This window comes from Qipengyuania citrea (genome assembly GCF_009828015.1).
Taxonomy (GTDB): Bacteria; Pseudomonadota; Alphaproteobacteria; order Sphingomonadales; family Sphingomonadaceae; genus Qipengyuania; species Qipengyuania citrea.
The window spans coordinates 24,367-47,887 of record NZ_WTYG01000004.1; the positions used below are offsets into that span (position 1 = coordinate 24,367).

Sequence of the window (23,521 nt, forward strand, 5' to 3'; positions counted from 1 at the left end):
GACAGACCCGGGATGGCGACACGGGCAGCTTCGCACCCGTCGGCCTTTCCCGAAGTTAAGTCTCTTAGGGGCGGCGGACAAAAGCCGTGCATCGGCGAGCCTGACCGAACTGGCGCACGAGGCGCGGGCATCAAGGCTCGGTGGTACCGGCAAGTGCATCGATGATGCGACAATCGCCTACCGTGTCTTGCTCGCAGGCAGCGATCATGCGCCCAAGCTCCGTCCGCAACGCCTCCAGGCTGGCGATCTTGCGCTCGACTTCGCCGAGATGGCTTCTGGCCAGAGCGTCAATGCCCGCGCAGGACCGGTCGGCATCATCGGAGAGATCGAGCAATTCCCTGATGCGTGCCATCGAGAAGCCGAGATCACGCGCGCGCCGTATGAAGTTAAGGCGCGCTTCCTCTGCAGGTCCATAGTCGCGATAATTGGCCTTCGTGCGCGGAGGGGCAGCGAGGATACCTTCGCGCTCGTAGAAGCGGATTGTTTCGGATTTGACGCCGGTTATCCGGGCAAGTTGACCAATTCTCATGACAAAGGCTCCTGCCGCTTGACCTTGTAGTTACTACAAGGTGCATAGGGCGGATCGACGCAAGGAGTCGAGTAAATGGGAAAGACCTGCTGCGGCCCCGATGAGGCCGGTGCAAACAACAACGATCCGACATGGCGGCGCATTCTGTGGATCGCGCTGGGCCTTAATGCAATCATGTTCGGTGTGGAGATCGTGGCAGGCATTGCTGCGGATTCGCGCGCCTTGCAGGCCGACGCGCTCGACTTTCTCGGTGATGCGGCAAACTATGCTATCAGTCTTGGCGTAGCGGGGATGGCGCTCGTCTGGCGCGCACGTGCGGCTCTCGTAAAGGCGGCGACCATGCTGGCTTTCGGCCTGTGGGTGCTCGGCTCGGCCATCTGGGGTTTCTTTGTCGGGGCGTCGCCCGACCCGGGAACGATGGGCGCCATCGGTTCTCTTGCTCTGGCGGTAAATCTCGCCGTCGCCGCGATGCTGTTCCGGTATCGCTCGGGCGATGCGAACATGCGCTCGGTGTGGATTTGTTCGCGCAACGACGCGATCGGTAATATCGCCGTGCTGGCGGCAGCGATTGGCGTTTTCGGCACCGGCCGTGCGTGGCCCGATCTGGTTGTGGCGAGCATCATGGCAGGACTGGCGGTGTGGGGAAGTGCCGAAGTCTCCAAACAGGCCCGTGGCGAACTGCGCTCTACCTAAACTCCAGAATATCCCCGCGATCGGGGGTTGGAGGAAATACATTTCCGTCTACACCCTGCTATTGCGAATTAATTGCAACAGATATAGAGACCCCTCATGCATCGCATCGTCTCCGCCACCGTCCATCCGGCACTGCGGCTCATTCTGCTGGCGCTTGCGCTGTGTCTGTCCGTCACCGCGAACGCGGAAGAACCCGACGTGCGAACCACCTGGCGTCTGCTCGATTATATCGCGGTCGACTACGCCTCCGCCGTTTCCGAGGGACGTGTTGCCGACGAATTCGAATATCGCGAAATGGTGGAGTTTTCCGATGTCGTGGCGCGGCAGATCGCTGCATTGCCGGATACTAAAGACAATCAAGCACTCATCCGCCGATCGGACCAGCTGCGAGCTCTGATCGCCAATAAGGAACCCGCCGAGCGAGTTGGGCGCTTAGCGCGCGCGCTGGCAGCCTCGTTGCTGACAGCCTACCCGGTTCCGCTTGCCCCTTCGCAAGCGCCCGACCTTGACCGCGCCCGCACTCTCTTCGCGCAGAACTGCGCCTCGTGTCACGGCGCCGCCGGAAGTGCGCCACCGGCCGCAATGCAGGCACTTGATCCCCCGCCGATCGACTTCACCGATATCGACCGGGCGCGGCAGCGCAGTGCGTTCGGGCTTTACCAGGTCATCACGCAAGGGCTGGAAGGAACGTCCATGGCCAGCTTCGCATCGCTGTCCGACGAGGATCGCTGGGCGCTTGCATTCCTTGCCGGCAGCATTGCTTTTGAAGATGTGGCCAAGGGCGAGCGTATTTGGCGGGAAGATGATGGCATACGCCAGCTTGTCCCCGATCTCGAGACGCTCGCCGCGCTCACACCGGAAAGTCTGGCCGAGCAGATCGGCGAGGACCGTGCGCTCGCCGTCATGGCCTATCTTCGCGCCAATCCCGATGCGGTGGGACAGGCAAATGACGCAGGTTCGCTCGCCTTCGTTCGCGATACGCTCGATCGCAGCCTGTCAGCTTATCGGGCTGGCAACCGAGAGGAAGCGCGGCAGCTTGCCCTGTCTGCCTATCTCGACGGGTTTGAACCCCTGGAGGCCCTCCTGGCAACGCGCGATGGCGGTTTGATGCGGGAGGTAGAACAGGCGCTCGGGCAATTCCGGGCCGGAATAGAGTCCGGTGCGAATCCATCCGAACTACAGCAACTAAGGGCTCGCATCGATAGTCTGCTGGCAAGAGCCGAGGAAGCGTTGGCTCCTGAGGCGGCCAGCGAAATCTCGACCTTTCTCGGGGCGTTCACCATCCTGCTGCGCGAGGGGATCGAAGCACTTCTGGTTGTGATCGCCATGATCGCCTTTGTGAAAAAGTCGCAGCGCTCCGAGGTATTGCCCTATATCCATGGTGGGTGGATCGCTGCTCTTTTCGCAGGTGTCGCCACCTGGGTCGTAGCAACCTACTTCGTAAGCATCAGCGGGGCGAGCCGCGAGATGACCGAAGGGATCGGCGCGCTGCTTGCGGCTGTCATTCTCGTATCGGTCGGGATCTGGATGCACGGCAAATCCCAGGCCGAGGAGTGGCGGCGCTATATCCAGGAAAAAATGGGCAAGGCGCTTTCGCGCGGATCGGCATGGTTTCTCTTTGGTCTTGCATTCGTGGTCGTCTACCGGGAAGCGTTCGAGACTATTCTGTTCTACGCTGCCCTGTGGAACCCGCAGAGCAGCGGCATCTTATTGGCAGGTGCCTTGTCCGCAGTCGCGCTGCTAGCGTTCATCGCATGGGTTATGCTGCGCTACAGCCGCAAACTGCCGATCACCCAGTTCTTCCGCTATAGTGCTATCCTGATTGCGATCCTTGCGGTCATTCTCGCGGGCAAGGGCGTGGGCGCTTTCCAGGAGGCCGGAGTTCTTTCCGCCACTTTCATTGCCGGCTTGCCGCGCCTCGCCGAACTCGGCTTCTTCCCGACTGTCGAGACGATCGGCGCGCAATTGCTCACGCTGCTCGCTCTGATTGCCGGATTTCGGATAAGTCGATCACCATCGGGACCGCAGCCGGCAGCTGTCGAGGGATAGGTGATCCCGGTTTGCGATCAGCGGGGTCCGGTGCCGAGACGGCGCGCGAGCCACAAGGAGGCTGTGGGAACCGCGACCCACATCGCGATCGGTATGAGACCGATTTTGGTTCCGGGCACAAGCGGCATGATTGCACTATAGGACCACCCCCAGTCGGCACCGACAGCCAGCACTTCGACCATGGCAGTAATGGCCAGGCCGATTCCCAGGAACCCGACAAAACGCGAGATCGGCCAGTCTACGAGCCACGGCGTTTTACCACTGCCGACAGAGGCGCCGAGATAAGCGGCCACCATGATCCCGGCATCGCCGAACGAGGCCAGGCCGCAGCGACGTGCTGCCTCGGCAGGCGACAGACCTCCCGACTGGTAGAAAGGAAGCTGGAGCATCTCCCAGGCGAAAGCGATGAGAATTCCGAATATCGCGATCCAGAGGGCTGGATGAGCACCGCGCCATTCGCGCGATTCCTCAGAGATTTGGTCCTGATCCTGCATCGTCTGATTCGTCACTCCTGCGATCTCCGTCCCGTCCCCATCGCTCAGGTATCGAATTTGGGAAGAGCGAGGCCGCGCAGGCGCAGGGCGTTGCCGATCACCGATACCGAAGACAGGCTCATCGCTGCGGCCGCGATCATCGGGTTCAAAAGCAACCCGGTCCATGGATAGAGGACACCTGCTGCGACCGGTATGCCGAGCGCATTATACGCAAAGGCAAAGAACAGGTTCTGCCTGATGTTGCGCATAGTGGCCCGAGACAGGACGAGCGCCTGAACAACGCCGACGAGGTCGCCGCGCACCAATGTCACGCCCGCGCTTTCGATCGCGACATCGGTACCCGTTCCCATCGCGATGCCGACATGCGAAGCGGCAAGCGCGGGTGCGTCGTTTATGCCGTCGCCGGCCATAGCGACCCGGCGACCATCGCTCTTCAACTGCTCGATCTTGCGATGTTTGTCCTCGGGCGAGACGTTCGCTTCGACTTCGTCGATACCGACCTGGCTTGCTACCGCACGCGCGGTGGCTTCGCTGTCGCCGGTAAGCATCACGATCTTGATGCCGCGCTCATGCAACGCGGCAATAGCGGTGCGGCTGGTTGCCTTGATCGGATCGGCGACCGCGATAAGGCCTGCCGGTGCCCCGTCCACGGCCACGAACATCACCGTCTGTCCGAGGCTTCGGCCTTCGTCCGCCGTTGACCGCCAGCCTTCTTCGAGCGCCCCTATACGCTCCATCATCTTTTCATTCCCGATCGCGACCAGGCGCTTGTCGACATTTGCCTGGATACCTTCGCCGGTCACGGATTCGATATCGGAAGCGTCGAGAATGGCAGCGCCCCTGTTTTGAGCCCCTTCCACGATCGCGTGGGCGAGCGGATGCTCGCTTCCTCTCTCAACGGCAGCGACAAGGCTCAGCAATTCCTGCTCGTCGAAATCTGACTGCGGTTTTACGTCGACAAGATCGGGCTTGCCCCGGGTCAGTGTGCCGGTCTTGTCGACCACCAAGGTATCGATCTTTTCCAGCGTTTCGAGCGCTTCGGCGTTCTTGATCAGGATGCCGTGCTGGGCTCCCTTGCCGGTGCCGGTCATGATCGACATTGGCGTCGCCAGTCCGAGCGCGCAGGGACAGGCGATGATCAGAACGGCGACCGCGTTGACGAGCGCGTAGGCAAGGGCCGGTGCCGGTCCCCAGATGGCCCAGACGACAAAACTCACGATAGCGACAAGGACGACGATGGGCACGAACCATCCGGTGACTTGGTCGGCGAGCCGCTGGATCGGTGCCCGGCTGCGCTGCGCCTCCGCCACCATCTGCACGATCTTCGAGAGCATGGTGTCCGCGCCGACCTGCGTCGCGCGCATGGTGAAGCTGCCGGTCTGGTTGACAGTGCCCCCGATCACGGGATCGCCAGCGCTTTTCTTGACGGGAATGGGCTCGCCACTGATCATGGATTCGTCGATGGCACTGCTTCCATCCTCGAGCGTGCCATCGACGGGGACCTTGTCGCCCGGACGCACGCGCAGCAGGTCCCCCGACGTCAATTCGTCGAGCGGAACTTCGCGCTCGTCCCCGCGACCGAAGATCTTCATCGCGGTCGGGGGCGCGAGTTCGAGAAGCGCCCGCAAGGCGCTCGATGTCGATCCGCGCGCCTTGAGTTCGAGCACCTGCCCGAGCAGCACCAAGGTCGTTATAACCGCTGCTGCCTCGTAATAGACGCCGACCCGGCCCGCATGATCGCGGAAAGCCTCGGGGAAGATGTCCGGGGCGAGGGTTGCCACAAGGCTGAACAGATAGGCGATGGCGACGCCGAAGCCGATCAGGGTGAACATGTTGAGGTTCATGGTCCGGACCGATTGCAGCGCGCGGGTGAAGAAGGGCCAGCCGCCCCAAAGCACCACCGGAGTGGCCAGCAGAAGCTGCAGCCACTGCGCGGAAGCGGGTTCGATGAGCTGATCGAACGGCCGCGACGGGATCATGTCGCCCATCGCGTAGGCAAAGAGCGGCAGCGTGAAGAGTGCGCTCCACCAGAACCGTCGCCGCATGTCGACGAGTTCAGGATCGGGGCCTTCATCGAGACTCACCGTTTCGGGTTCGAGCGCCATTCCGCAGATCGGGCAGGAGCCCGGGCCTGGCTGGCGTATTTCAGGATGCATCGGGCAGGTATAGATTGCGCCTTTTGGAACATCTTCGACCGCATCGAGGTGCGCGTTCGAAAGGTAGAGCTCAGGATCGGCCCGAAATTTGTCAAGGCAGCGCGAGGAGCAGAAATAATGATGTGAGCCTTTGTGCTCGTGGACGAAGCTGGCGCCCTCGATTTCTACGCTCATGCCGCAGACCGGATCGACGGCAGTTCCGCTGGGGACCGGCTTGTCAGCCGTGTCGGAAAGAGTGTCGGTCATCTGTCATTCCCTATTAAGAGCGCGTCGTTCGAATACTCTGTCGAAGCACCAGGCGTTCCACAATGGCCGAATAGCTGATCCCGCCAGATGTTTGTCTGCAGACGCCACGAGGACAGCTCATGACTTGAGATATTATATGAGTGCGAAGTTCCCGAGTATTATTAAGCCCAGCAATCCAATCCAGACCGCACCCATGGCCAGCATCATCATGGGGTTCTGCATCATTCCATCGCAGGTCATCGTCATCTCCAGTATCAATGGTCAGGTCGGATTTCAGAAAGCTCGGAAGCCAGCGCCGCGCCCATCTCGGCACGGCGCTGTCTGATCCTTACTGCTTGGCAATCGCGGTCAGTTCGCCGCCGCCGCCTTCCGTGGTTTGAAATTCGAAGGTGACGCGATCGCCGACCGCGACCTTGTCCATGCTGTCCTCATCTGCGGAGAAGGCCATTGTCATCGCCGGCCAGCCAACCGCAGCGATCGGACCGTGATCGATCGTGATCTTGCCCTCGGCCTCGTTAATTTCCGTAACCGATCCTTCGCCGCTTCCGGCTTGTCCAGCTGCGGCGGAATCCATCATCGGCATGTCGTCCGACATCGGCATGGCATCGGCATCCGCCATGTCGTCGGACATCATCGTTCCAGGCTGTTCGGTTGTTTCGGCGGCATTGTCGCAAGCTGCCAATGCCAGCGGAGCTGCGAGCAAGATCATATAGGTTGTGGTACGCATTCTTCTTCTCCTTGGGGATCGACCGGTTTTTCCGGACGGGGCCGCCGCAACAGCAAATATGCGGCGGGAAGTACGAACATGGACAGGAGCGGCGCGGTAATCATACCGCCAATCATCGGTGCCGCGATCCGGCTCATCACCTCCGAGCCAGCTCCGGTTCCGATCAAGATCGGGAACAGACCCGCAAGGATCACCGCTACGGTCATCGCCTTGGGCCGGACACGCAAGAGCGCCCCTTCGCGGATCGCCTGATCCACTTCCTCGGCACTCAAATCACCACTTCGTTTCTCGAGGGCTGCCTTGAGATAGATCAGCATGATCACGCCGAACTCGGCCGATACACCGGCCAGGGCAATGAATCCGACGGCAGTTGCGACCGACTGGTTGTAGCCCATCAGATAGAGGAGCCAGTAGCCGCCTGACAGGGCGAATGGCAGCGTACCCATGATAAGCATTGCCTCGTCCCACCTTCTGAAGATCAGATAGAGCAGCAGGAAAATGATGACGAGCGTGGCGGGTACGACGATCTGCAGCCGTTCGTAGGCGCGGGTAAGGTACTCGAACTGACCCGCGTAGGACAGACTGACGCCGGCCGGGAGATTGACGCCTGCGGCAACGGCTTCCTGGAGGTCGGCGACCACCGATGTAAGATCGCGGTCGCGCACATCCACATAGATGTAGCTGGTCAATCGGCCCTGCTCGCTCTTGAGCATGGGGGGGCCATCGCTGACGCCGATCCGTGCGACCGTGCCGAGTGTAATCTGTTGTCCCGAAGGGGTCAGCAGGGGCAAGGTTCGCAATTCGTCCACGCTGTCGCGAATTTCACGGGGGTAGCGCACATTGATCGGATAGCGCGCCAAGCCTTCGACAGTCCGCGCGACATTGGCCCCGCCAATCGCGCCCGAAACGATCTGCTGGATATCGGAAATGTTGAGGCCGTACCTGGCCGCTGCGGCGCGATCGATGTCGACATCGACGTAGCGCCCGCCGGAAAGTCTCTCGGCCAGAGCCGAACTGACCCCTGGAATCGTCTTTGCAACACCCTCGACCTCGAGCGCCACCCGTTCGATCTCGGCAAGATCCTCGCCTGAGACCTTGACCCCGATCGGGCTCTTGATTCCGGTCGCCAGCATATCGATGCGATTACGGATAGGCGGTACCCAGACATTGGCGAGTCCCGGCACCTGCACAATTCTGTCGAGTTCTTCGATCAGCGCATCGGTCGTCATGCCTTCGCGCCATTCCTCCCGCGGCCGGAACCGGATCGTGGTCTCGAACATGGTGAGCGGAGCCGGGTCGGTAGCCGTATCTGCACGGCCGGCCTTGCCGAAGACTGTTTCGACTTCCGGTACCGATTTGATGAGGCGGTCGGTCCGCTGCAGCAGCGCCGAGGCCTCGCCTGGCGATAGACCGGGAAGGGCGCTCGGCATGTAGAGCAGATCGCCCTCGTCGAGCGGCGGGAGAAACTCTCCGCCGAGCTGCGAGAAGGGGATCAGCGTGGTGAGGAAGATTGCGCCTGCAACCGCGAGCGTGGCTTTGGGCCAGCGCATCACCCAATTAAGCCCCGGTCGGTAAATCCTGGTCAGCCAGCGATTGAGGAAATTGGAGTCTTCTGACGGTATCTTACCCCTGATCAGCCAGCCCATCATCACCGGAACCAGCGTAACCGACAGCAGCGCAGCGGCCGCCATGGCATAGGTCTTGGTGAAGGCAAGCGGTGCAAACAACCGGCCTTCCTGGGCTTGCAGGGTAAACACGGGCAGGAACGACAAGGTTATGATCAGAAGGCTGAAAAACAGCGCGGGTCCGACCTCTTTCGAAGCATCGGCAATGATGCGCCAGCGTTCGTTGACCGAAAGCACCGTCTCGGGATTTTCATGCTCCCATCGCTCGAGATGCTTGTGCGCATTTTCGATCATCACAACGGCTGCATCGACCATGGCGCCGACCGCGATAGCGATCCCGCCCAGCGACATGATATTGGCATTCACCCCCTGGAAACGCATCACGATGAACGCCGCCAGCACGCCCAGGGGAAGGGTTATGATCGCGACCAGCGCTGAGCGCGCGTGCCACAGGAAAAGGGCGCATACGAGCGCGACGACGATGAACTCCTCGATCAGCTTGGTCGTCAAATTCTCCACCGAGGCGTCGATAAGCTGCGATCGGTCGTAGGTGGTGACGATCTCGACGCCCTCGGGAAGGCTCGCCTGCAATTCGTCCAGCTTTTCCTCGACCGCCTGGATTGCGCTGCGAGCGTCCGCGCCCTGTCTGAGAACGATGATGCCGCCGGCGACCTCTCCTTCGCCGTTGAGCTCGGCAATGCCGCGGCGCAGCTCCGGCCCGACCTGGATTGTGGCGACATCGCCAAGGGTAACCGGAACCCCGCCAGTTGCAGTCCTGAGGGGAATCTCGCGGAAATCGTCCAGCGTCGTCAGATAGCCCGACGCGCGTACCATGTATTCGGCCTCACCCATCTCGACGATCGAACCGCCGGCCTCCTGGTTGGACGACTGGATGGCGTTTACGATCTCGGCATGCGTGACGCCGAACGATGCCATCCGGTAAGGTTCGAGCACGACCTGGTATTGTTTGACCATGCCGCCGACACTCGCCACTTCGGCGATGCCTGGAATGGTCTTGAGCTCGTATCGCAGGAACCAGTCCTGCAGGCTTCGCAGCCCCGCCAGATCATGTCCGCCGGTGCGGTCGACAAGCGCATATTCGTAAATCCACCCCACGCCCGTCGCATCCGGACCGAGCGTGCTCGTAACACCCTCGGGCAGGCGGTTCTGCACCTGATTGAGATATTCGAGCACCCGCGACCGTGCCCAGTAAAGGTCGGTACCGTCCTCGAAAATGATATAGACGTAGCTGTCGCCGAACATCGAGTAGCCGCGTACGGTCTTCGCTCCCGGCACCGACAGCATGGTCGTGGCCATCGGGTAGGTCACCTGGTCCTCGACAATCCGGGGCGCCTGGCCCGGATAGTTGGATCGGACGACAACCTGGACATCGGACAGATCGGGCAAAGCATCGACCGGAGTTGTGCGGACGGCCCAGAACCCGCCAAGGGTCACAGCTATGGCGGCGAGGACGATGAAAAGCCGATTGGCGATCGAGGCATCGATAATGCGCGCGATCATTGCCCGGCACTCCTGATGGTCTCGATACGGGGGCCGGCGTCCTGCTGGGTGAAGGTAAAGCGCACTCTATCGCCTTCCTCGAACCCGCTGATCTGCGCTGCATTCTTCGTGCGGAAACTCATCGTCATGGCGGGCCAGTCTAGCCGCGGGACAGGTCCGTGCCGCAGCGTGACGGAGCCATCGGCAATCTTCTCGATCGTCCCGATTGCGCTGAATGTCGCTGGTTGGTCTTCACCGTCCCGGTCCGGGCCTGCCTCATCGATCGCACGAACATCGAGCCCTGCCAGGCTTGCCTCGGAATCGAGCAGGAACTGGCCCGAGGTCACGACCTCTTCGCCTTGCGAAAGGCCGGCTAGCACTTCGGTCCTGCCTCCCGCCTCACGGCCGATCCGGACTTCGGCAGGCATGAAGCCGCCCTCGTCCTGCTTGATCATGACGATGGTGCGGCGCCCGGTCCGGATCACCGCTTCGGAAGGAACCAGCAGAGCGCGCCGGGTGTCGGGGGTCAGCGAGACCTGCGCGAACATGCCCGGCTTGAGCCGTCCGGAAGGATTGGGCAATTGCGCGCGGACGGTGATTGTCCGGCTCGCGTCCTGTGCACTCGGCAAGATCGCGATGATCGGTCCGGAAAACCTCTCATCGGGAAATGCGGTCAGAGTTGCGCTGACAGGTTGGCCGACCCGGATATTCGCAGCCTGGGTCTCGGGCACCGATGCCTCGAGCCAGATCGGCGAAAATCCGGTTATTTCCGCCAGGGTCTGACCTGCCATCACGGTCATGCCGGGTCGCACGCCGAGCATGGTGATGGCCCCGCCGGTCGGCGCGGTGACCGTGATCGTCGCCTGCGCGCGGCCGGTCCGGCCCACCGATGAAATTTGCCCATTCGACATGCCGAGCAGCCGCATCCGCTCGCGCATGGCCTGTGCAAGCTGTTCATCGCCGCTGTTCAGGACGGCCAGATATTCCTGCTGCGCTCCTCCCCATTCGGGTACGAGAATATCGGCCAGCGGCGCGCCTCGGCTCACCACATCGTCTGGAGCACGCCCATAGGTTCGTTGTACAAAGCCGCCAGCCCTTGGCTGGACAATTGCAACGTCCCGCCCGTTGTAAGCGAGAACACCGGTAACGGACACGTCCGGCTCGAGTACGCCGTATTCGGCCTCGGCGGTGCGGATGCCGAAGTTCTGGACAAGCCCCGCGTCGATCTGAACCCCGGAGGTGGCCTCCTCGCCAGCGCATTTGGGAACAAGTTCCATATCCATGAACGGCGATTTTCCAGGCTCGTCGAAACGCTGTCCCGGCACCATCGGATCGTACCAGTAAAGCACGTCCTCACATTCGGCGCTGGATGATCCCCCGTTGCCATTTGCCTGACTTCCGCTCTCACCCAGCTGCGATAACCCGTATCCTGCGGTGACGCTGATCAGGGCGACCGTTGCCGCCATCGTCCAGGATTTCTGGCGCGGCGACAGTTTGTCCCACGCGGCTCCCATTTTGGCTCTCATGGCTGGAACTCCGTATAGGTCAGTCGCAAGGTCGTAGCGGCTTCAACTGTCGCCTCCTCACGCTCAAGGATCTCGATTTGTAAGAGCGCCAGCGCCTTGATCGCTTCGATGACGTCGAGCAGTTCGGCGCGGTTTGCCGCGAAGCTGGCCCTTTCCAGATCAGCACGGCTTTGGGCGAGGGGTAGCAACTCCTCCGTGGCTCGCTGCCACTGCCGGTATGCGCTGCGCCAGGCGGCAAGGTCGGCCTCGAATTGCGCTTGCAGTTCGCGCAAACGATCAAGCTGAATCGCTTGCGCTGCGCTCGCTTCGGTTTCAGCGGCGGCAATCCTCGGATTCTGCCGCCTGCCCGCAAAAATGGGGAGCGTGATCGAGCCCATGACCGAGACGACATCGCCGAACATCGGATCGCGCCGGCCATAGCTGACATTGATGCCGAAATCGGGTCGCTTCTCCGATCGGGCGAGATCGATGCTCGCCTCGGCCTGGCGCACCTGTGCGACAGCGAGAATAATTTCAGGATTAGATTCCAGGGTCGCCCGAAGTTGTTCAACATCGACATCGGGGGCCGGAATGCTTCCAGTCGCCGTTGCGTTTTGCACGGCAATATATCGCGCGAGCATGGCCTGCGCCGCTTCACGGTCAGCGTCGATGCGCGTCCGCATATCCTCGACTTCCAGAACGGCACGGCGAATCTCGAGGCTTTCACCCGGCCTGGCCGATCCCGCGGCAACGGCGCTACGCGCCAGTGGCACCAGCCTTTCGATCTGCGCAAGTGCCTCATCGGCAACATTCAGGGCTTGTTGGGTATAAGCGAGCGAAATCCACGCTTCCCCCGCGCCAAGCCGCGTCATATGGCGCGTGTGGGCGAGTTGCGCTGTGGCAAAGTCGATATCGGATACTGCCATCGCGGCTCGTGCACGGCGTTTCGCAAGATTTGGGATTTCCTGCTCGATCCCCACCTGAATCTGCGTGGGAAGCTGTCGATCCAGTTCGAATGCGGCCGGGCCGCTTATCGGCAGGTTCTGAATGCCTGCGCGCAGCCTCGGATCAGGGAGTTCATCGGCAGCATCCGCGACCTGGCGGCGGGCATCGAGTTGTAGTTCTCGCGCTCTCACCTGGGGCTGTTCGGCCACGGCGACTCTCAAAGTTTCTTCATACCCAATCGACTGGGCATAACTTGCGGGCGCCAAGGCCAGCAGAACCGGAAGTGCGGTCCAACGTAGTCGTTTCATGATTCTCATTCCGCTAGAGTGCGCCACCAGTACGCGTTCGGGACGATCAGCCAGCGACTTTGGTGCCAGCAGAATGTCCAGCCAAAATCTGCATAAATCCCCCTGCATCGATTTCAGGCCTCAGCTTGCGGAGGTGGCGGTTCCGGTCCTGCTCCAGTCTCACCCGGTGTAGAGCTGCCGAAACCGGCGAATCGCAAGCGCGTGGCTGACAGCGTCCGTACTTCCGACGCATCGTTGTCAATCGCCATCGGCGCGATACAGCCGAGCGAAACAAGGCAACCAGCGCCTAGCTTATCACAAGGCGATTCTTCACCTTCGTTTGGACCCCCAGACGTGGGCAGTTCATCGCACTGGCGCTCGATTATCGGCTCCTGCGAAAGCATCGACGCATGAGCTGCCGATTGGACGAAAAGTCCAAATCCAATCAGAATGAGGCCGAATGCGCGCAGCATTCCAATCACCCGGTACCAAGACGGCGCGACTTGGCGGTCAGGCGCAAGTCAAACCGCGTCAGCCAAAGGGGAATCGTTGTTGTCGGGCTAGCTGTTATCATGAAGTTTGCTGGCCCTTATGAGCAAAAGGCTCCCGCCCCGCAGGCTAGTGCGGGGCAGGTGGGGGAGGGTCGAAGCATTCGACAAAGATTGGCGACCGGTTTTAACCGTCTTCGCTCTGCGACATCTGCTCCTGCTTTTTCTTCATCATCTCGTTGCAGTTGCGCATCATCTCCATCATTTCGGCGCGCATTTCGGGATCGTTCATCATGGCCATCATGCCCGACGGCTCCATTCCGGACATATCGCCCTGCATCTGGCCCCGCATCTCGCCGCGCTCCTGTTGCTGCGCGCTTTGCGCTCTGTCGGGCTGATGATCGACCTTCGGCTGCGCTATGGCCGCTGATGCGAGGCCAATCGTTGCAAGAGCACCAAGCGCGGTAATTTTGAAGTTGTTCATGGGGTTTTCCTTTCAGTTATCAAATAGCACGCTGCACAAATCTTCAGGTCATCGTGCGAGCACACATGCAAAATCATATCGACATCACGTCTCGGTCGATGTCCCGTTCTTGCGCATGCACATTGCAAGCATGGCCAAGCAGGGCAGTACATAAAGAAAAGGAAAAATTGCTGCGAAGCCGAGCCACATGGATCCGAACGCAAGCGCAGCGAGTGCCAAAACAGCGCTGGCTGCGAGCAGCCATTTGCGCCGCTGGCTCGAAGCACCCGAACAAGATTCGCCCGCCTTCCTATTCGAGGTACTGGCAGTCGCAGGGACCGGCACCAGGGCGCGGGACGACGGGATGTTCATTTCTTTTCCTTCATCGAATCAACCAATACGAAGAAAATAGGGCCTCCCATCATTGGAAGGTCAAGGGCTTTCGGCAGAATATATTGATCTTGAGCCAAACACCTTGCATTCCCACCATTGGAAGGTTAGGTCGTTCTCATGAAACACACAAACACGATCGGCGAGGCTGCCTCTGCAAGCGGCGTCTCGGCCAAGATGATCCGCCATTACGAAAAAATCGAATTAATCGAGGCGGCGGAACGGACAAATTCCGGCTACCGGCTCTACACGCCCGCCGACATTCACACTTTGCGCTTTATTCGTCGCGCACGGAATCTGGGCTTCTCAGTGGACGATATTTCCGAGCTTCTGGATTTATGGAAGAACGACACGCGCACGAGCAAGGACGTTCGGCGAGTGGCCGATGGCCACCTCGTCGCTTTGCGCGCTAAGGCAGCAGAAATTCATTCGATGATCGATGCCCTCGAACAACTATTCGATGGTTGCACGAATGATGAACGCCCGGATTGTCCAATCCTCGACGACCTGGCGGACGCGGCCAAACCGGCCCGACCCAAGCAGGTCGGGCACAAGTTTGGCTTCGAACGCGTCTGCTAGCTTCGCGCATCTCTCTTAGTAGCGTGCGTAGACACTGGTCACGCCAGCGGCAGCGACACCCGTGATCGTCCAGGTGCCTGTCTTTGCGCCGCCCATTCCCGGTGAACCCGCCGGCATCCCGGGCAGGGTAATGCCGGAGATCCGGGGCCGCTCCTGGAGCAGGCGACTGACGCTGTCGACCGGCACATGACCGTCCACGAAATAGCCACCAATGAGCATTGTGTGGCACCCCTCGAGGCCGGCGGGCACACCCTGTCGCTCCTTGATCAGCGCCAGATCATGCGTCGCGACCATTTTGACCTCATATCCGCTGGCTTCAAGATAATCGCCGTAGCTCTCGCAGCAACTACACTGCGGATTTTTGAAGATTGTTGCAAATGGCCGTGCTTCCTGGGCCACCGCAACCGATGGCATCATGGCTAGCGCCGCAAATGACATCGCGACCTTGTGTAAGAAACGCATCAGATTTTCCTTTCTTTTCAGTTCACTCGAATCGTGGCCATCATTCCCGCGGCCTGGTGCTCGAGAATATGGCAATGAAACATCCAGTCGCCGGGATTGTCCGCGACAAACGCGATTTCGACGCGTTCCTGCGGAGCCATGAGGACGGTATCCTGCCATTCGCGATATCGTGTGGGTCGTCCATTGCGAGACAGCACGCGGAAGCTGTGTCCGTGCAAGTGGATTGGATGCCACCAGGCGGTATCGTTCGACATGTCGAGGAGAAGTGTCTCTCCCCGCGCGACGGTAATAATCGGATCGTGCACATGACCGGTCGCCGAAACGCCATTTACCGTCCAGCCCATCATGCCTCCAGACATCATCCCCGAGCCGCCCATGCGGCCTTCCATCATTCCGGAGCCGCTTCGGTTCCGCGACATCATTGAGCCCCCATCTCCGCTCATCATCCCCATCATTCCGCCTCCGAAAAGGATTTGATGACGCTTCGCAGAGGGGAGCCGGGGCTCAGGAAGGGGATTCGAGGGCAGCGGCGCGGGCTCGGGCAGGCGGGCCCCCCGGATCGGTTCGCCCTTGCAGATGACCGCGCTGAGGTCGTATTCGAGACCTTCATAAAAGACATCGCGGATAGAGTGCTCGGTGGGATCATTGAGATCGATGATCAGATCCGCCCGCATCGCGGGGCCGAGGAGCAGGGGGTCGGTGAGACGGTGAGGTTCGACGGGCTGGCCGTCAAGCGCGATGACCACCGGGTCGAGCTGGCCGAAGTCGAGCCCGAAGATCCGGGCATTGGCGGCGTTCACGAGCCGCAGCCTGATCCGCTCATTCGGCCTCGCGATCAGTGGTGCCGACGGCTTTCCGTTGATTGTGATCGTGTTGCCGATCCGGCCTGCCATCATCGCATCGTGCCGACTGCCGAATCCTCCACTGATTTGCCCCTGGTCATTGAGCCTCCAGTCGTCGAGCATCCAGACGAGGTCGCGATCGACCTGCGGAGGATCTGCCTCTTCGATAATGAGCGGTCCGTAAAGGCCGCGACCGACCTGCTCGAAGCTGCGCTGGTGCGGATGGTACCAGAATGTGCCCGCATCCTGCGGGGTAAACGCGTATCGAAACGAATCTCTTGGTTCGACCGGTGGCTGGGTGAGATGGGGAACGCCATCCATGGCGTTGGGAACGCGAACCCCGTGCCAGTGAATGGTCGTTTCCTCGTCGAGACCGTTGTCCAGCATGGCCTCGAACGCTTGCCCCTGACGGATCCTGATTTCGGGACCAGGCACCGAGCCATTGTAACCCCAAACGGGTACTTCCGCGTTCTCGCCCGCAAGCGGCGCGCTCGTTTTTCCCGCCTTAAGGACAAGATTATCGGTGTCGGTCCCAGCAACTACCGGCGCCCTGCCTCCAGCTCCGAATATCGCCGCCGCGCCGCCGCCCAGCGCCAGAACACCGGAACCTGCGAGGACTGCACGGCGTGTAGTAAGCAATTCCTTTGCCGACATGTCGAACGTCTCCATAGCGCCAGATTGAGTTCAAGCGGTTATGTAGGCCTTCCCATCATGGGAAGGTCAAGCCCGCCCATTGGACATCGGCCATCAAGGGCACGGAAGGCCCCGAAACTCGTCTGTATGAAGGATGTGCTGGCAGGTGCAGGACAATTATCCTTCACGACGAAATTTCACGCGTACCGTTCGCCGGTCCAGCGCCGCTTCTCTTGATATGCGGATTCAGAGTTGGCGCTCGGTCATCGTCGCCGTTAGCTTCTTGGCTGCTGCAATTTCTTGGCCAGCTCTTTCCAACGACCGGGGCGTGGCAGCAGCATCGGAACCTTGCGCATATAAGCGCGATACTCGTCGCCAAATTTATTGATCATGTCGCGTTCTTCCTTGCGCGCGAGAAGATAGTAGGCAAGCACGATGACCGGGAACAGAACGGTCGAAAAGATTGTCGGCCAGTGAATGACGCCTTCTCCGAACAGAGCGAGAAACAGCCCGGTATACTGCGGGTGCCGTACGAAACGATATTGTCCATCGGTGACAAGCCGGTCATCGTGACGCGCCTTATAGACCGCGCGCCATCCGTGAATGAACATTCCCACGCCGATGATCGCTAGCGAGTAGCCTACCAGCATCGAGACAAACATCCCGGTTTCGCCCAGACCCACGAGTGTCGACCACAGATTGGCGCTGATATACTCCCGGTCTAGTCCGAACGTCCGTATGAGCACATAGACTGTCAGCGGAAAGCCGAACATTTCAGCGTAGAGGGCGATGATGAAAGCCTGCACGAGGCCGGCGCCGGTCCATTCGCGCCATCCGCGCGGGGCGAAGTACCGGTAGAAAACCCACGATACGATGACGACCATGATCGCCGCTAAACCCCAAGCCATCGGTCTTTCCCCCTTCGCTTGCCTATGCCGACAGAGTTTCCTGTCTTGCGTAATGCAGCCCGCTGCCACGAAGTTCTGGCATCGCCACAGACCCGAATATGCTGGGTCGAGTTCCGTAGCTCCAAACCGAACAGCCTACGAAGATCCACTCACCGGGCCCTGGCCCCACGGTGCCGCTTGCCATCGTTGGAGGGTCAAGAGGTATTTGCATCGAGCACGAATAAACGTCTCTATTGAGACAAACCAATGCTTGATCGTTTCAGCCTTGGGCCATGGAAACCGACCCGGCGCCAGATTGTTGGAAGTCTGGAATCTCGCAAGCCGGCCTTGACCTTCCAATGATGGCAAGCACTAGGTTTGCTGGACCCGATGATTCGATGCGGCGGTCACGTCCTCCATTTGCTTAGGCGGAGATGGCTTCCCATTGAACGGAACGCCGAACTTTTGGAGAGACAGATGAAAACCAGCGAAATTATGACTAGCGATCCGGCATGCTGCAAGGAAAACCAAAGCCTTCAGGACGCCGCCAGGCTTATGATTGACAATGATTGTGGGCAAATTCCGGTCGTCGACGATGAAGGTGGTCTTGTCGGCGTGATCACGGATCGCGACGTGTGTTGCAGGGCCGTGGCCGAGGGAATGTCGGCGGAGACACGCGTCGGAGACGTGATGACCCGGTCGGTTGTAAGCGTTACCCCCGACACCTCTCTGGAAGACTGTCTAGCATCCATGGAGAAAAACCAGGTTCGCCGTGTCCCGGTTATCGGCGATGACGGGAAATGCTGCGGCATGGTTTCGCAAGCCGATGTCGCCCGTACCGGTAACGATGCAAAGACGGCCGAGCTCGTGCAGGAAGTTTCCCAGTCACGCGCAGATGGGAAATCCTCCGGCTGTTGTTAGGGCGACGATATACAGCAGCCGCTCTTTGAAAGGGGGCGGCTGCCGTCTGCTTCGTACCGAAGTGGAACATCTTCCGGCTATTAAATCGAAGGCACTCCCATGGACAAGCGTATCGTTCTGATTACTGGCGCGAACGGATATATTGGCCGCGCGCTGACGCAGCGCCTTGGCAGCGCATATCGCGTCATTGGTCTCGACCGGTCTCCCGTCGAGGACAATCCCGGTCTCACAGCCTCCTATTCCATGGATCTCGGCGATGACGCGTCCGTGGCTGCTGCCCTCGAAAAGGTCAGGGGCGATTTCGGAAACGAGCTTGCTGCCTGTATCCATCTGGCCGCCTATTTCGATATCACCGGCGAGCCCAATCCTCTCTACGAGACGGTCAACGTTGAGGGTTCACGCCGACTGATCACGGCGCTGCAGGCCTTCGACATCGAACAGTTCATCTATGCAAGCTCAATGCTTGTACACGAGCCCAAACCGCTGCCGGGCGTACGTATCGACGAATCGAGCCCGCTCGGACCAACCTGGCCTTACCCCCAGTCGAAAGCCGACGCCGAGCAGGTACTGCGCGAGAACCGTGGCGACATTCCGGTTGTGTTCCTGCGGTTCGCCGGAGTCTATGACGATAAGGGGCACTCCGCCTTTCTCGCCGAACAAATTGCCGGTGTCTATGAGCACCGCGTGTCGGCGCATCTGTATCCCGGCATGTTGTGCGCAGCGCAATCGGCACTGCACCTCGAAGATCTGACCAGAGCGGTAGAGCGTACAATTGCAAATCGCGCTGACCTCGAGGGCGAGACGCCGATACTTGTCGGCGAGCCCGAAACGCTGGGCTACGCCGAGATTCAGGACATCGTCCATTGCCGGATCCACGGCGAGGAATGGACGACAGTGCGCATTCCAAAGAGCGTGGCGAAACTGGGCACGTGGATCGAGGAAGAAGTCCTTGGCCATGACGGATTCATCAAGCAATGGATGGTCGATGATGCCAACGCTCACTACATCCTTGATATCTCCCGTGCCCGGAACCTGTTGGGGTGGGAGCCAGAGCACTCGCTCCGCGAAACGCTTCCGACCATCATCGACGCGTTGCAAGCCGACCCGCAGGACTGGTACGAAACGAACAAGCTGAACACGTCCCGCGTGGCCTGGCATCCAAAGAGTTCGGATGCAGCGAAGACCGAACCGGCGCGACTACCATCGCATGACACCGACATGGCTCATGATGGGCACCAGATGGACGGCAACATGCACGACATGGACGGCCCCCAGCGCGGTACCCGTTGGACGCAGTTTGCTGTCATCGGGCTTGGCCTGTGGCTTGCTGCAAGTCCTGGTGTTTATGACGTCGTATCCGCCGATACTGCGCGTGCTTCGGTCGTAGCGGTCACTCTCGAGCGGGGTTTGCCGTCGATCGAATGGCGGGCCAATGCTCTTGCCCTAAGCGATATGCTGAGCGGGATCGCATTGATGATCTTCGGCGCGATGTCGCTTTCGAAGCGCACCGCCTGGTTGGGGCAGTGGGCTACGGCCTTTGTCGGCATCTGGCTGCTTTTCGCGCCCTTGTTCTTCTGGAGTCCGAGCGCGGCCCAATATCTGACCAATCTCCTGGTTGGTACATTGGCGATCGCATTCTCGGTGCTGGTGCCAATGATGCCCGGCATGAGCATGGAAGGGATGATGGACAAGAAGTCCATCCCGCCCGGGTGGACCTACAGTCCCTCGACCGATGCCCAGCGATTCCCGATCGTGGCGATGGGCATCATCGGCCTTCTGATATCGCGCATGCTTACCTCCTACCAGCTTGGCCATATCGATGTGGCGTGGGAGCCGTTTTTCTCCGGATCGCTTGGCGATCCCAAGAACGGCACCGAGGAAATCATCACGTCGGATGTATCCAAGGCGTGGCCGATCCCGGATGCCGGACTAGGGGCGGTCAGCTATGTGCTTGAAATCCTGATGGCGGTCATGGGAACCCGCACGCGCTGGCGCACGATGCCGTGGATGGTTACCTTCTTCGGCATTCTGGTCATTCCGCTCGGTGTGGTCAGTATCTATTTCGTGATCATTCAGCCGATAATGATCGGGACGTGGAGTACGCCGGCTCTGATTGCTGCGCTTGCGATGCTCATCATGATCCCGTTCTCGCTCGATGAAGTCATCGCCATGGGACAGTATCTCTACTGGTCGAAAAAGGAAGGCAAGTCACTCGTTCGTACCTTCTTCAAGGGCGGCGCAGTGTCAAACGGTGAAATCGACGATACCGACTATATGACCGACGCGCGTTCGATCTGGAACAACACGGTGCGCGGCGTGACCTTCCCGTGGACCCTGGTGGCCAGCACGGCTCTGGGAGCGTGGCTGATGCTGACAAGGATAACGCTTGGCAGCGAGGGGGCGATGGCCAACAGCGATCACGTGGTGGGTGCTTTGGTGATTACGGTGGCAATCATCGCGACCGCGGAAGTCGCGCGCGCCTTGCGCTTCATCAACGCTGCATTCGGTGCCTGGCTGGTCGCAGCGCCATTCCTCCTAGCGGGAGCGTCGTCTGCCGGAACGGTGGCGTCGGTTGCGGTCGGCCTGCTCTTGATCGGACTGAGCCTGCCTCAAGGCAAGCGTAGCGGTGAGCATTATGCTGGCTGGGATCGGTTTGTCGTATGACCGGTTGACCCGAGCAAAGCGGATCTGGCGCTCTTCCTTTAGGAACAGGATGAAGACGAGGTCGGATCCGCATTTTTCTCAGAGCATCGCTAGAAATGTGCCCTGAGTACCCACAAAATAAGCAGGAGTATTTTACATGACCCTTTCAATTGGCTCGACAGCCCCCGATTTCACAGCCCAGACCACACAAGGAAACATTCACTTCCATGATTGGATGGGTGACAGCTGGGCAATCCTCTTTTCCCATCCCAAGGCATTTACACCGGTTTGCACGACCGAGCTTGGTTATATGGCCGGGCTTGGCGAGGAATTTGCCAAACGCGACACCAAGATTATTGGCCTTTCGGTCGACAGCAGCCAGGATAATCGCGATTGGCTTCCCGATATCGAGGAGGTGAGTGGAAATAAGGTCGACTATCCCGTGGTCGGCGACAGCGACCTACAGGTCGCCAAGCTTTATAATATGCTGCCGGCCGACGAAGCGGGTAATGCGGAGGGGCGAACCGCAGCCGATAACGCCACCGTCCGCGCTGTCTATATCATCGGGCCAGACAAGAAAATTCGCGCCATGCTGCTTTATCCGATGAGCAGCGGGCGGAATTTCGATGAAGTGCTCCGGCTGCTGGATTCGGTCCAACTCACCGAACGCAAGGGTGTAGCGACACCGGTTAATTGGCAGAAGGGTGATGATGTGATCATTCCGCCTTCCTTGTCGGACGAAGATGCGAAAGCCAAATATCCCGATGGCTGGGACGAAAAGAAACCGTATTTGCGTGTGATCCAAGAACCGATCGACTAATTGCGCGAACAGGTTGCCAGCAATTGCATGTCGGCGTGAATATAGCATGCTCATGCTAGAATTTGAGCGCGTCGCCACACCTGCGAGTGGATCTATCTGTTCGATATATAGATTGGCAAGAAGCGTAAGCGATTAGGTGTACGGTGAAACCAAATCCGGTCCTGATCGGTTTTCTCCTCGTTAATCGAATGGCTGCCCCACCTCCCCCTGAACCCTGCGGATCGCAGGTGTTCCGGGGCCGTTCAGGAACCCCGCGCTTCACCCAACCCTGGCGCGGGGTTCCGTCTCTCAGGTACAATGGCTGTTGAGCGCGGCTATGTTGGTCAAAGGACTGCGGCGTCCGCCGAGCTTGGACACCTCAGCTGCGTGACGGGGTTGAGGAGCTGTCAGAAAGTTTGACGCAATTGACCTCGACCTTCATTTGGTGGAGGGCTATGCCACATCCGCGAAATACAATGAATCCTCGCGTGTGAAGCCTCTGTTCGGAAGAGTACTATGGCAGACCTATTTGATGACTTCATATGGGTAAGGGCCGTTCGTGGTTGCTAGTCGCTTGATGGCCGAACCGACTCATGCTGTCGAACCACTACCTTTGCACGACGGCAAGACGACCGTTGTTAGCATCATAAGCAGTTCGGCTGCTGTTTTGGCAGCTTGCTCTTGCTGCATTCTACCGATGGTGCTGGTTGCCGCCGGGCTGAGTGCGAGCCTGAGCAGTGTTTTGGCACCTCTGGGTTCGCTCCATTGGCCAATGACCGCATTTTCGATGATTGCGGTGGCGGCTAGTTGGCTCATTGTTCTGCGCAAGTATCGGCATAAGAGTCATTGCCACTCCCGGGCCGCAGTTAAATGGCTCAAGAACCGTCAGATAATTTTGCTCCTGGTTGCAACCGTGATGAGCTTCATCGCGGCCGCTTGGGGCTATTTCGAGCCAACTCTCATGAAAGCATTTATGTAATCCGAGGTTCTGAGAGAACGACACTCGGATTGGCTCCTTTTACTGCGATAGCGAAACTTTGCGGGGGTCTATAAAGCGCCACCGGACAATGAGGGTTCAGACGATCTTCTGCGCGCAACGTCCTACAGACAAATGCGCCTTGGCAATGTTCGAGGGGAAGCATTTTCGGAATCGAGCGAAAAAAAAGCGGTCTTAATTGCGACAGGTTCAAAAAAGCTCCCCAATCCCGAAGGACTCCAATTCGATTGTCATCCCGGTGTGGTTCTGATGATAGCCTCCCGGTTCGTTCAAATGATTGGGAATGCGGATAGCGCGCAATAGCCCGCACATGGCTCCGCGGTGGCCAAGGCAATCCAACCTATCCCTGCGGTGATTTCCCGCCGAGCTCGTGCAGTCGCTCGACAGCATCTTCAGAGCAATTTCCGCATTTCAGATTGGTAGGCACGGCCACGTCGATTTTTTCAAGGTAGGGCAGGTCCAGCACGGCCCTGATCTGCTGGAATTCGAAAAAGTGAGACATCGCCATTCAAGCGGGGGTTGCGTTTGCCTGCCTGTATGATCGTCGAGACGCGCCCCCCTGCACAATCAAGCGCAGGATAGACCAGCGTGTCTTCCGGTAGGCCAAACAGCTTTCGCGCACGGCCCTGAAGGGATCGCGGGTTGGCCATTTTCGAGGTTT

Annotated in this window: 19 protein-coding genes; 7 read left to right on the plus strand and 12 right to left on the minus strand. The window is 59.6% G+C overall.

The genetic code is table 11. The features are described from left to right. Nucleotides 1–130: 130 nt before the first annotated feature. Nucleotides 131–529, minus strand: coding sequence for a MerR family transcriptional regulator (locus tag GRI55_RS12080; protein WP_008603824.1), 399 nt, complete (start codon nt 527–529; stop codon nt 131–133). A 75-nt stretch (nt 530–604) separates the two neighbouring features. On the opposite strand from GRI55_RS12080, the gene GRI55_RS12085 reads away from it, so the two are divergent. Next, complete coding sequence (locus GRI55_RS12085; protein ID WP_010240550.1) at nt 605–1,222, plus strand: cation transporter; 618 nt, start codon at nt 605–607, stop codon at nt 1,220–1,222. A gap of 96 nt (nt 1,223–1,318) precedes the next feature. Next, entirely contained in the window at nt 1,319–3,271 is a 1,953-nt protein-coding gene (locus tag GRI55_RS12090; RefSeq protein WP_160767350.1) for a cytochrome c/FTR1 family iron permease, read from the plus strand. 17 nt (nt 3,272–3,288) lie between these two features. Here the strand turns inward: GRI55_RS12090 and GRI55_RS12095 are convergent, their stop codons facing one another. The 8 genes from GRI55_RS12095 to GRI55_RS12130 all read right to left on the minus strand — a co-directional run bounded on the left by GRI55_RS12095 (nt 3,289) and on the right by GRI55_RS12130 (nt 14,079). Further along, on the minus strand, nt 3,289–3,780 hold the full coding sequence (locus tag GRI55_RS12095) for a hypothetical protein (protein ID WP_307020226.1): 492 nt from the start codon (nt 3,778–3,780) through the stop codon (nt 3,289–3,291). A 29-nt stretch (nt 3,781–3,809) separates the two neighbouring features. Further along, nucleotides 3,810–6,167, minus strand: coding sequence for a heavy metal translocating P-type ATPase (locus GRI55_RS12100; protein ID WP_160767351.1), 2,358 nt, complete (start codon nt 6,165–6,167; stop codon nt 3,810–3,812). Nucleotides 6,168–6,495: 328 nt separating this feature from the next. Beyond that, nucleotides 6,496–6,894, minus strand: a complete 399-nt coding sequence (locus GRI55_RS12105) for a copper-binding protein (protein WP_231679377.1) — start codon at nt 6,892–6,894, stop codon at nt 6,496–6,498. After that, nucleotides 6,873–10,040 (minus strand): efflux RND transporter permease subunit, encoded by a 3,168-nt coding sequence (locus tag GRI55_RS12110; RefSeq protein WP_160767352.1) that lies wholly within the window; start codon nt 10,038–10,040, stop codon nt 6,873–6,875. Before GRI55_RS12110 ends, GRI55_RS12105 begins: the two co-directional genes overlap by 22 nt. After that, on the minus strand, nt 10,037–11,533 hold the full coding sequence (locus GRI55_RS12115) for an efflux RND transporter periplasmic adaptor subunit (RefSeq protein WP_008603832.1): 1,497 nt from the start codon (nt 11,531–11,533) through the stop codon (nt 10,037–10,039). Before GRI55_RS12115 ends, GRI55_RS12110 begins: the two co-directional genes overlap by 4 nt. Nucleotides 11,534–11,541: 8 nt before the next feature. Next, entirely contained in the window at nt 11,542–12,777 is a 1,236-nt protein-coding gene (locus GRI55_RS12120) for a TolC family protein (RefSeq protein WP_160767353.1), read from the minus strand. A gap of 654 nt (nt 12,778–13,431) precedes the next feature. Next, nucleotides 13,432–13,728, minus strand: a complete 297-nt coding sequence (locus GRI55_RS12125) for a hypothetical protein (protein ID WP_160767354.1) — start codon at nt 13,726–13,728, stop codon at nt 13,432–13,434. An 84-nt stretch (nt 13,729–13,812) separates the two neighbouring features. Next, the gene (locus GRI55_RS12130; protein ID WP_160767355.1) at nt 13,813–14,079 is read right to left on the minus strand and encodes a hypothetical protein; all 267 of its coding nucleotides are present in this window, start codon (nt 14,077–14,079) and stop codon (nt 13,813–13,815) included. A gap of 138 nt (nt 14,080–14,217) precedes the next feature. Here GRI55_RS12130 and GRI55_RS15175 point away from each other — a divergent pair, with 138 nt between their 5' ends. Beyond that, nucleotides 14,218–14,676 (plus strand): Cu(I)-responsive transcriptional regulator, encoded by a 459-nt coding sequence (locus GRI55_RS15175; RefSeq protein WP_160767356.1) that lies wholly within the window; start codon nt 14,218–14,220, stop codon nt 14,674–14,676. Nucleotides 14,677–14,691: 15 nt separating this feature from the next. On the opposite strand, the gene GRI55_RS12140 is transcribed toward GRI55_RS15175, so the two are convergent. The 3 genes from GRI55_RS12140 to GRI55_RS12150 all read right to left on the minus strand — a co-directional run bounded on the left by GRI55_RS12140 (nt 14,692) and on the right by GRI55_RS12150 (nt 17,521). Continuing rightward, nucleotides 14,692–15,138, minus strand: coding sequence for a DUF411 domain-containing protein (locus GRI55_RS12140; RefSeq protein WP_160767357.1), 447 nt, complete (start codon nt 15,136–15,138; stop codon nt 14,692–14,694). A gap of 17 nt (nt 15,139–15,155) precedes the next feature. Next, nucleotides 15,156–16,634 (minus strand): multicopper oxidase family protein, encoded by a 1,479-nt coding sequence (locus GRI55_RS12145; protein ID WP_160767358.1) that lies wholly within the window; start codon nt 16,632–16,634, stop codon nt 15,156–15,158. 254 nt (nt 16,635–16,888) lie between these two features. Further along, complete coding sequence (locus GRI55_RS12150; RefSeq protein ID WP_160767359.1) at nt 16,889–17,521, minus strand: methyltransferase family protein; 633 nt, start codon at nt 17,519–17,521, stop codon at nt 16,889–16,891. Between the two features lie 456 nt (nt 17,522–17,977). Here GRI55_RS12150 and GRI55_RS12155 point away from each other — a divergent pair, with 456 nt between their 5' ends. The 4 genes from GRI55_RS12155 to GRI55_RS12170 all read left to right on the plus strand — a co-directional run bounded on the left by GRI55_RS12155 (nt 17,978) and on the right by GRI55_RS12170 (nt 22,842). Then, nucleotides 17,978–18,421 carry a CBS domain-containing protein gene (locus GRI55_RS12155; protein WP_160767360.1) on the plus strand — a complete coding sequence of 148 codons (444 nt, stop codon included), beginning with the start codon at nt 17,978–17,980 and terminating at the stop codon, nt 18,419–18,421. Between the two features lie 99 nt (nt 18,422–18,520). Next, nucleotides 18,521–21,085: an NAD-dependent epimerase/dehydratase family protein gene (locus GRI55_RS12160; RefSeq protein ID WP_160767361.1), complete on the plus strand. Its 2,565-nt coding sequence runs from the start codon at nt 18,521–18,523 to the stop codon at nt 21,083–21,085. 136 nt (nt 21,086–21,221) lie between these two features. Next, nucleotides 21,222–21,884, plus strand: coding sequence for a peroxiredoxin (locus GRI55_RS12165; RefSeq protein ID WP_160767362.1), 663 nt, complete (start codon nt 21,222–21,224; stop codon nt 21,882–21,884). Nucleotides 21,885–22,440: 556 nt separating this feature from the next. Continuing rightward, complete coding sequence (locus GRI55_RS12170; protein ID WP_156323799.1) at nt 22,441–22,842, plus strand: hypothetical protein; 402 nt, start codon at nt 22,441–22,443, stop codon at nt 22,840–22,842. Nucleotides 22,843–23,521: the final 679 nt, after the last annotated feature.

Bases quoted from the DNA above. Each gene is read 5' to 3' on its own strand.
- GRI55_RS12080 (WP_008603824.1), bottom strand. From the start codon at position 529: ATGAGAATTGGTCAACTTGCCCGGATAACCGGCGTCAAATCCGAAACA.
- GRI55_RS12085 (WP_010240550.1), top strand. From the start codon at position 605: ATGGGAAAGACCTGCTGCGGCCCCGATGAGGCCGGTGCAAACAACAAC.
- GRI55_RS12090 (WP_160767350.1), top strand. From the start codon at position 1,319: ATGCATCGCATCGTCTCCGCCACCGTCCATCCGGCACTGCGGCTCATT.
- GRI55_RS12100 (WP_160767351.1), bottom strand. From the start codon at position 6,167: ATGACCGACACTCTTTCCGACACGGCTGACAAGCCGGTCCCCAGCGGA.
- GRI55_RS12105 (WP_231679377.1), bottom strand. From the start codon at position 6,894: ATGCGTACCACAACCTATATGATCTTGCTCGCAGCTCCGCTGGCATTG.
- GRI55_RS12110 (WP_160767352.1), bottom strand. From the start codon at position 10,040: ATGATCGCGCGCATTATCGATGCCTCGATCGCCAATCGGCTTTTCATC.
- GRI55_RS12115 (WP_008603832.1), bottom strand. From the start codon at position 11,533: ATGGGAGCCGCGTGGGACAAACTGTCGCCGCGCCAGAAATCCTGGACG.
- GRI55_RS12120 (WP_160767353.1), bottom strand. From the start codon at position 12,777: ATGAAACGACTACGTTGGACCGCACTTCCGGTTCTGCTGGCCTTGGCG.
- GRI55_RS12125 (WP_160767354.1), bottom strand. From the start codon at position 13,728: ATGAACAACTTCAAAATTACCGCGCTTGGTGCTCTTGCAACGATTGGC.
- GRI55_RS12130 (WP_160767355.1), bottom strand. From the start codon at position 14,079: ATGAACATCCCGTCGTCCCGCGCCCTGGTGCCGGTCCCTGCGACTGCC.
- GRI55_RS15175 (WP_160767356.1), top strand. From the start codon at position 14,218: ATGAAACACACAAACACGATCGGCGAGGCTGCCTCTGCAAGCGGCGTC.
- GRI55_RS12140 (WP_160767357.1), bottom strand. From the start codon at position 15,138: ATGCGTTTCTTACACAAGGTCGCGATGTCATTTGCGGCGCTAGCCATG.
- GRI55_RS12145 (WP_160767358.1), bottom strand. From the start codon at position 16,634: ATGTCGGCAAAGGAATTGCTTACTACACGCCGTGCAGTCCTCGCAGGT.
- GRI55_RS12150 (WP_160767359.1), bottom strand. From the start codon at position 17,521: ATGGCTTGGGGTTTAGCGGCGATCATGGTCGTCATCGTATCGTGGGTT.
- GRI55_RS12155 (WP_160767360.1), top strand. From the start codon at position 17,978: ATGAAAACCAGCGAAATTATGACTAGCGATCCGGCATGCTGCAAGGAA.
- GRI55_RS12160 (WP_160767361.1), top strand. From the start codon at position 18,521: ATGGACAAGCGTATCGTTCTGATTACTGGCGCGAACGGATATATTGGC.
- GRI55_RS12165 (WP_160767362.1), top strand. From the start codon at position 21,222: ATGACCCTTTCAATTGGCTCGACAGCCCCCGATTTCACAGCCCAGACC.
- GRI55_RS12170 (WP_156323799.1), top strand. From the start codon at position 22,441: ATGGCCGAACCGACTCATGCTGTCGAACCACTACCTTTGCACGACGGC.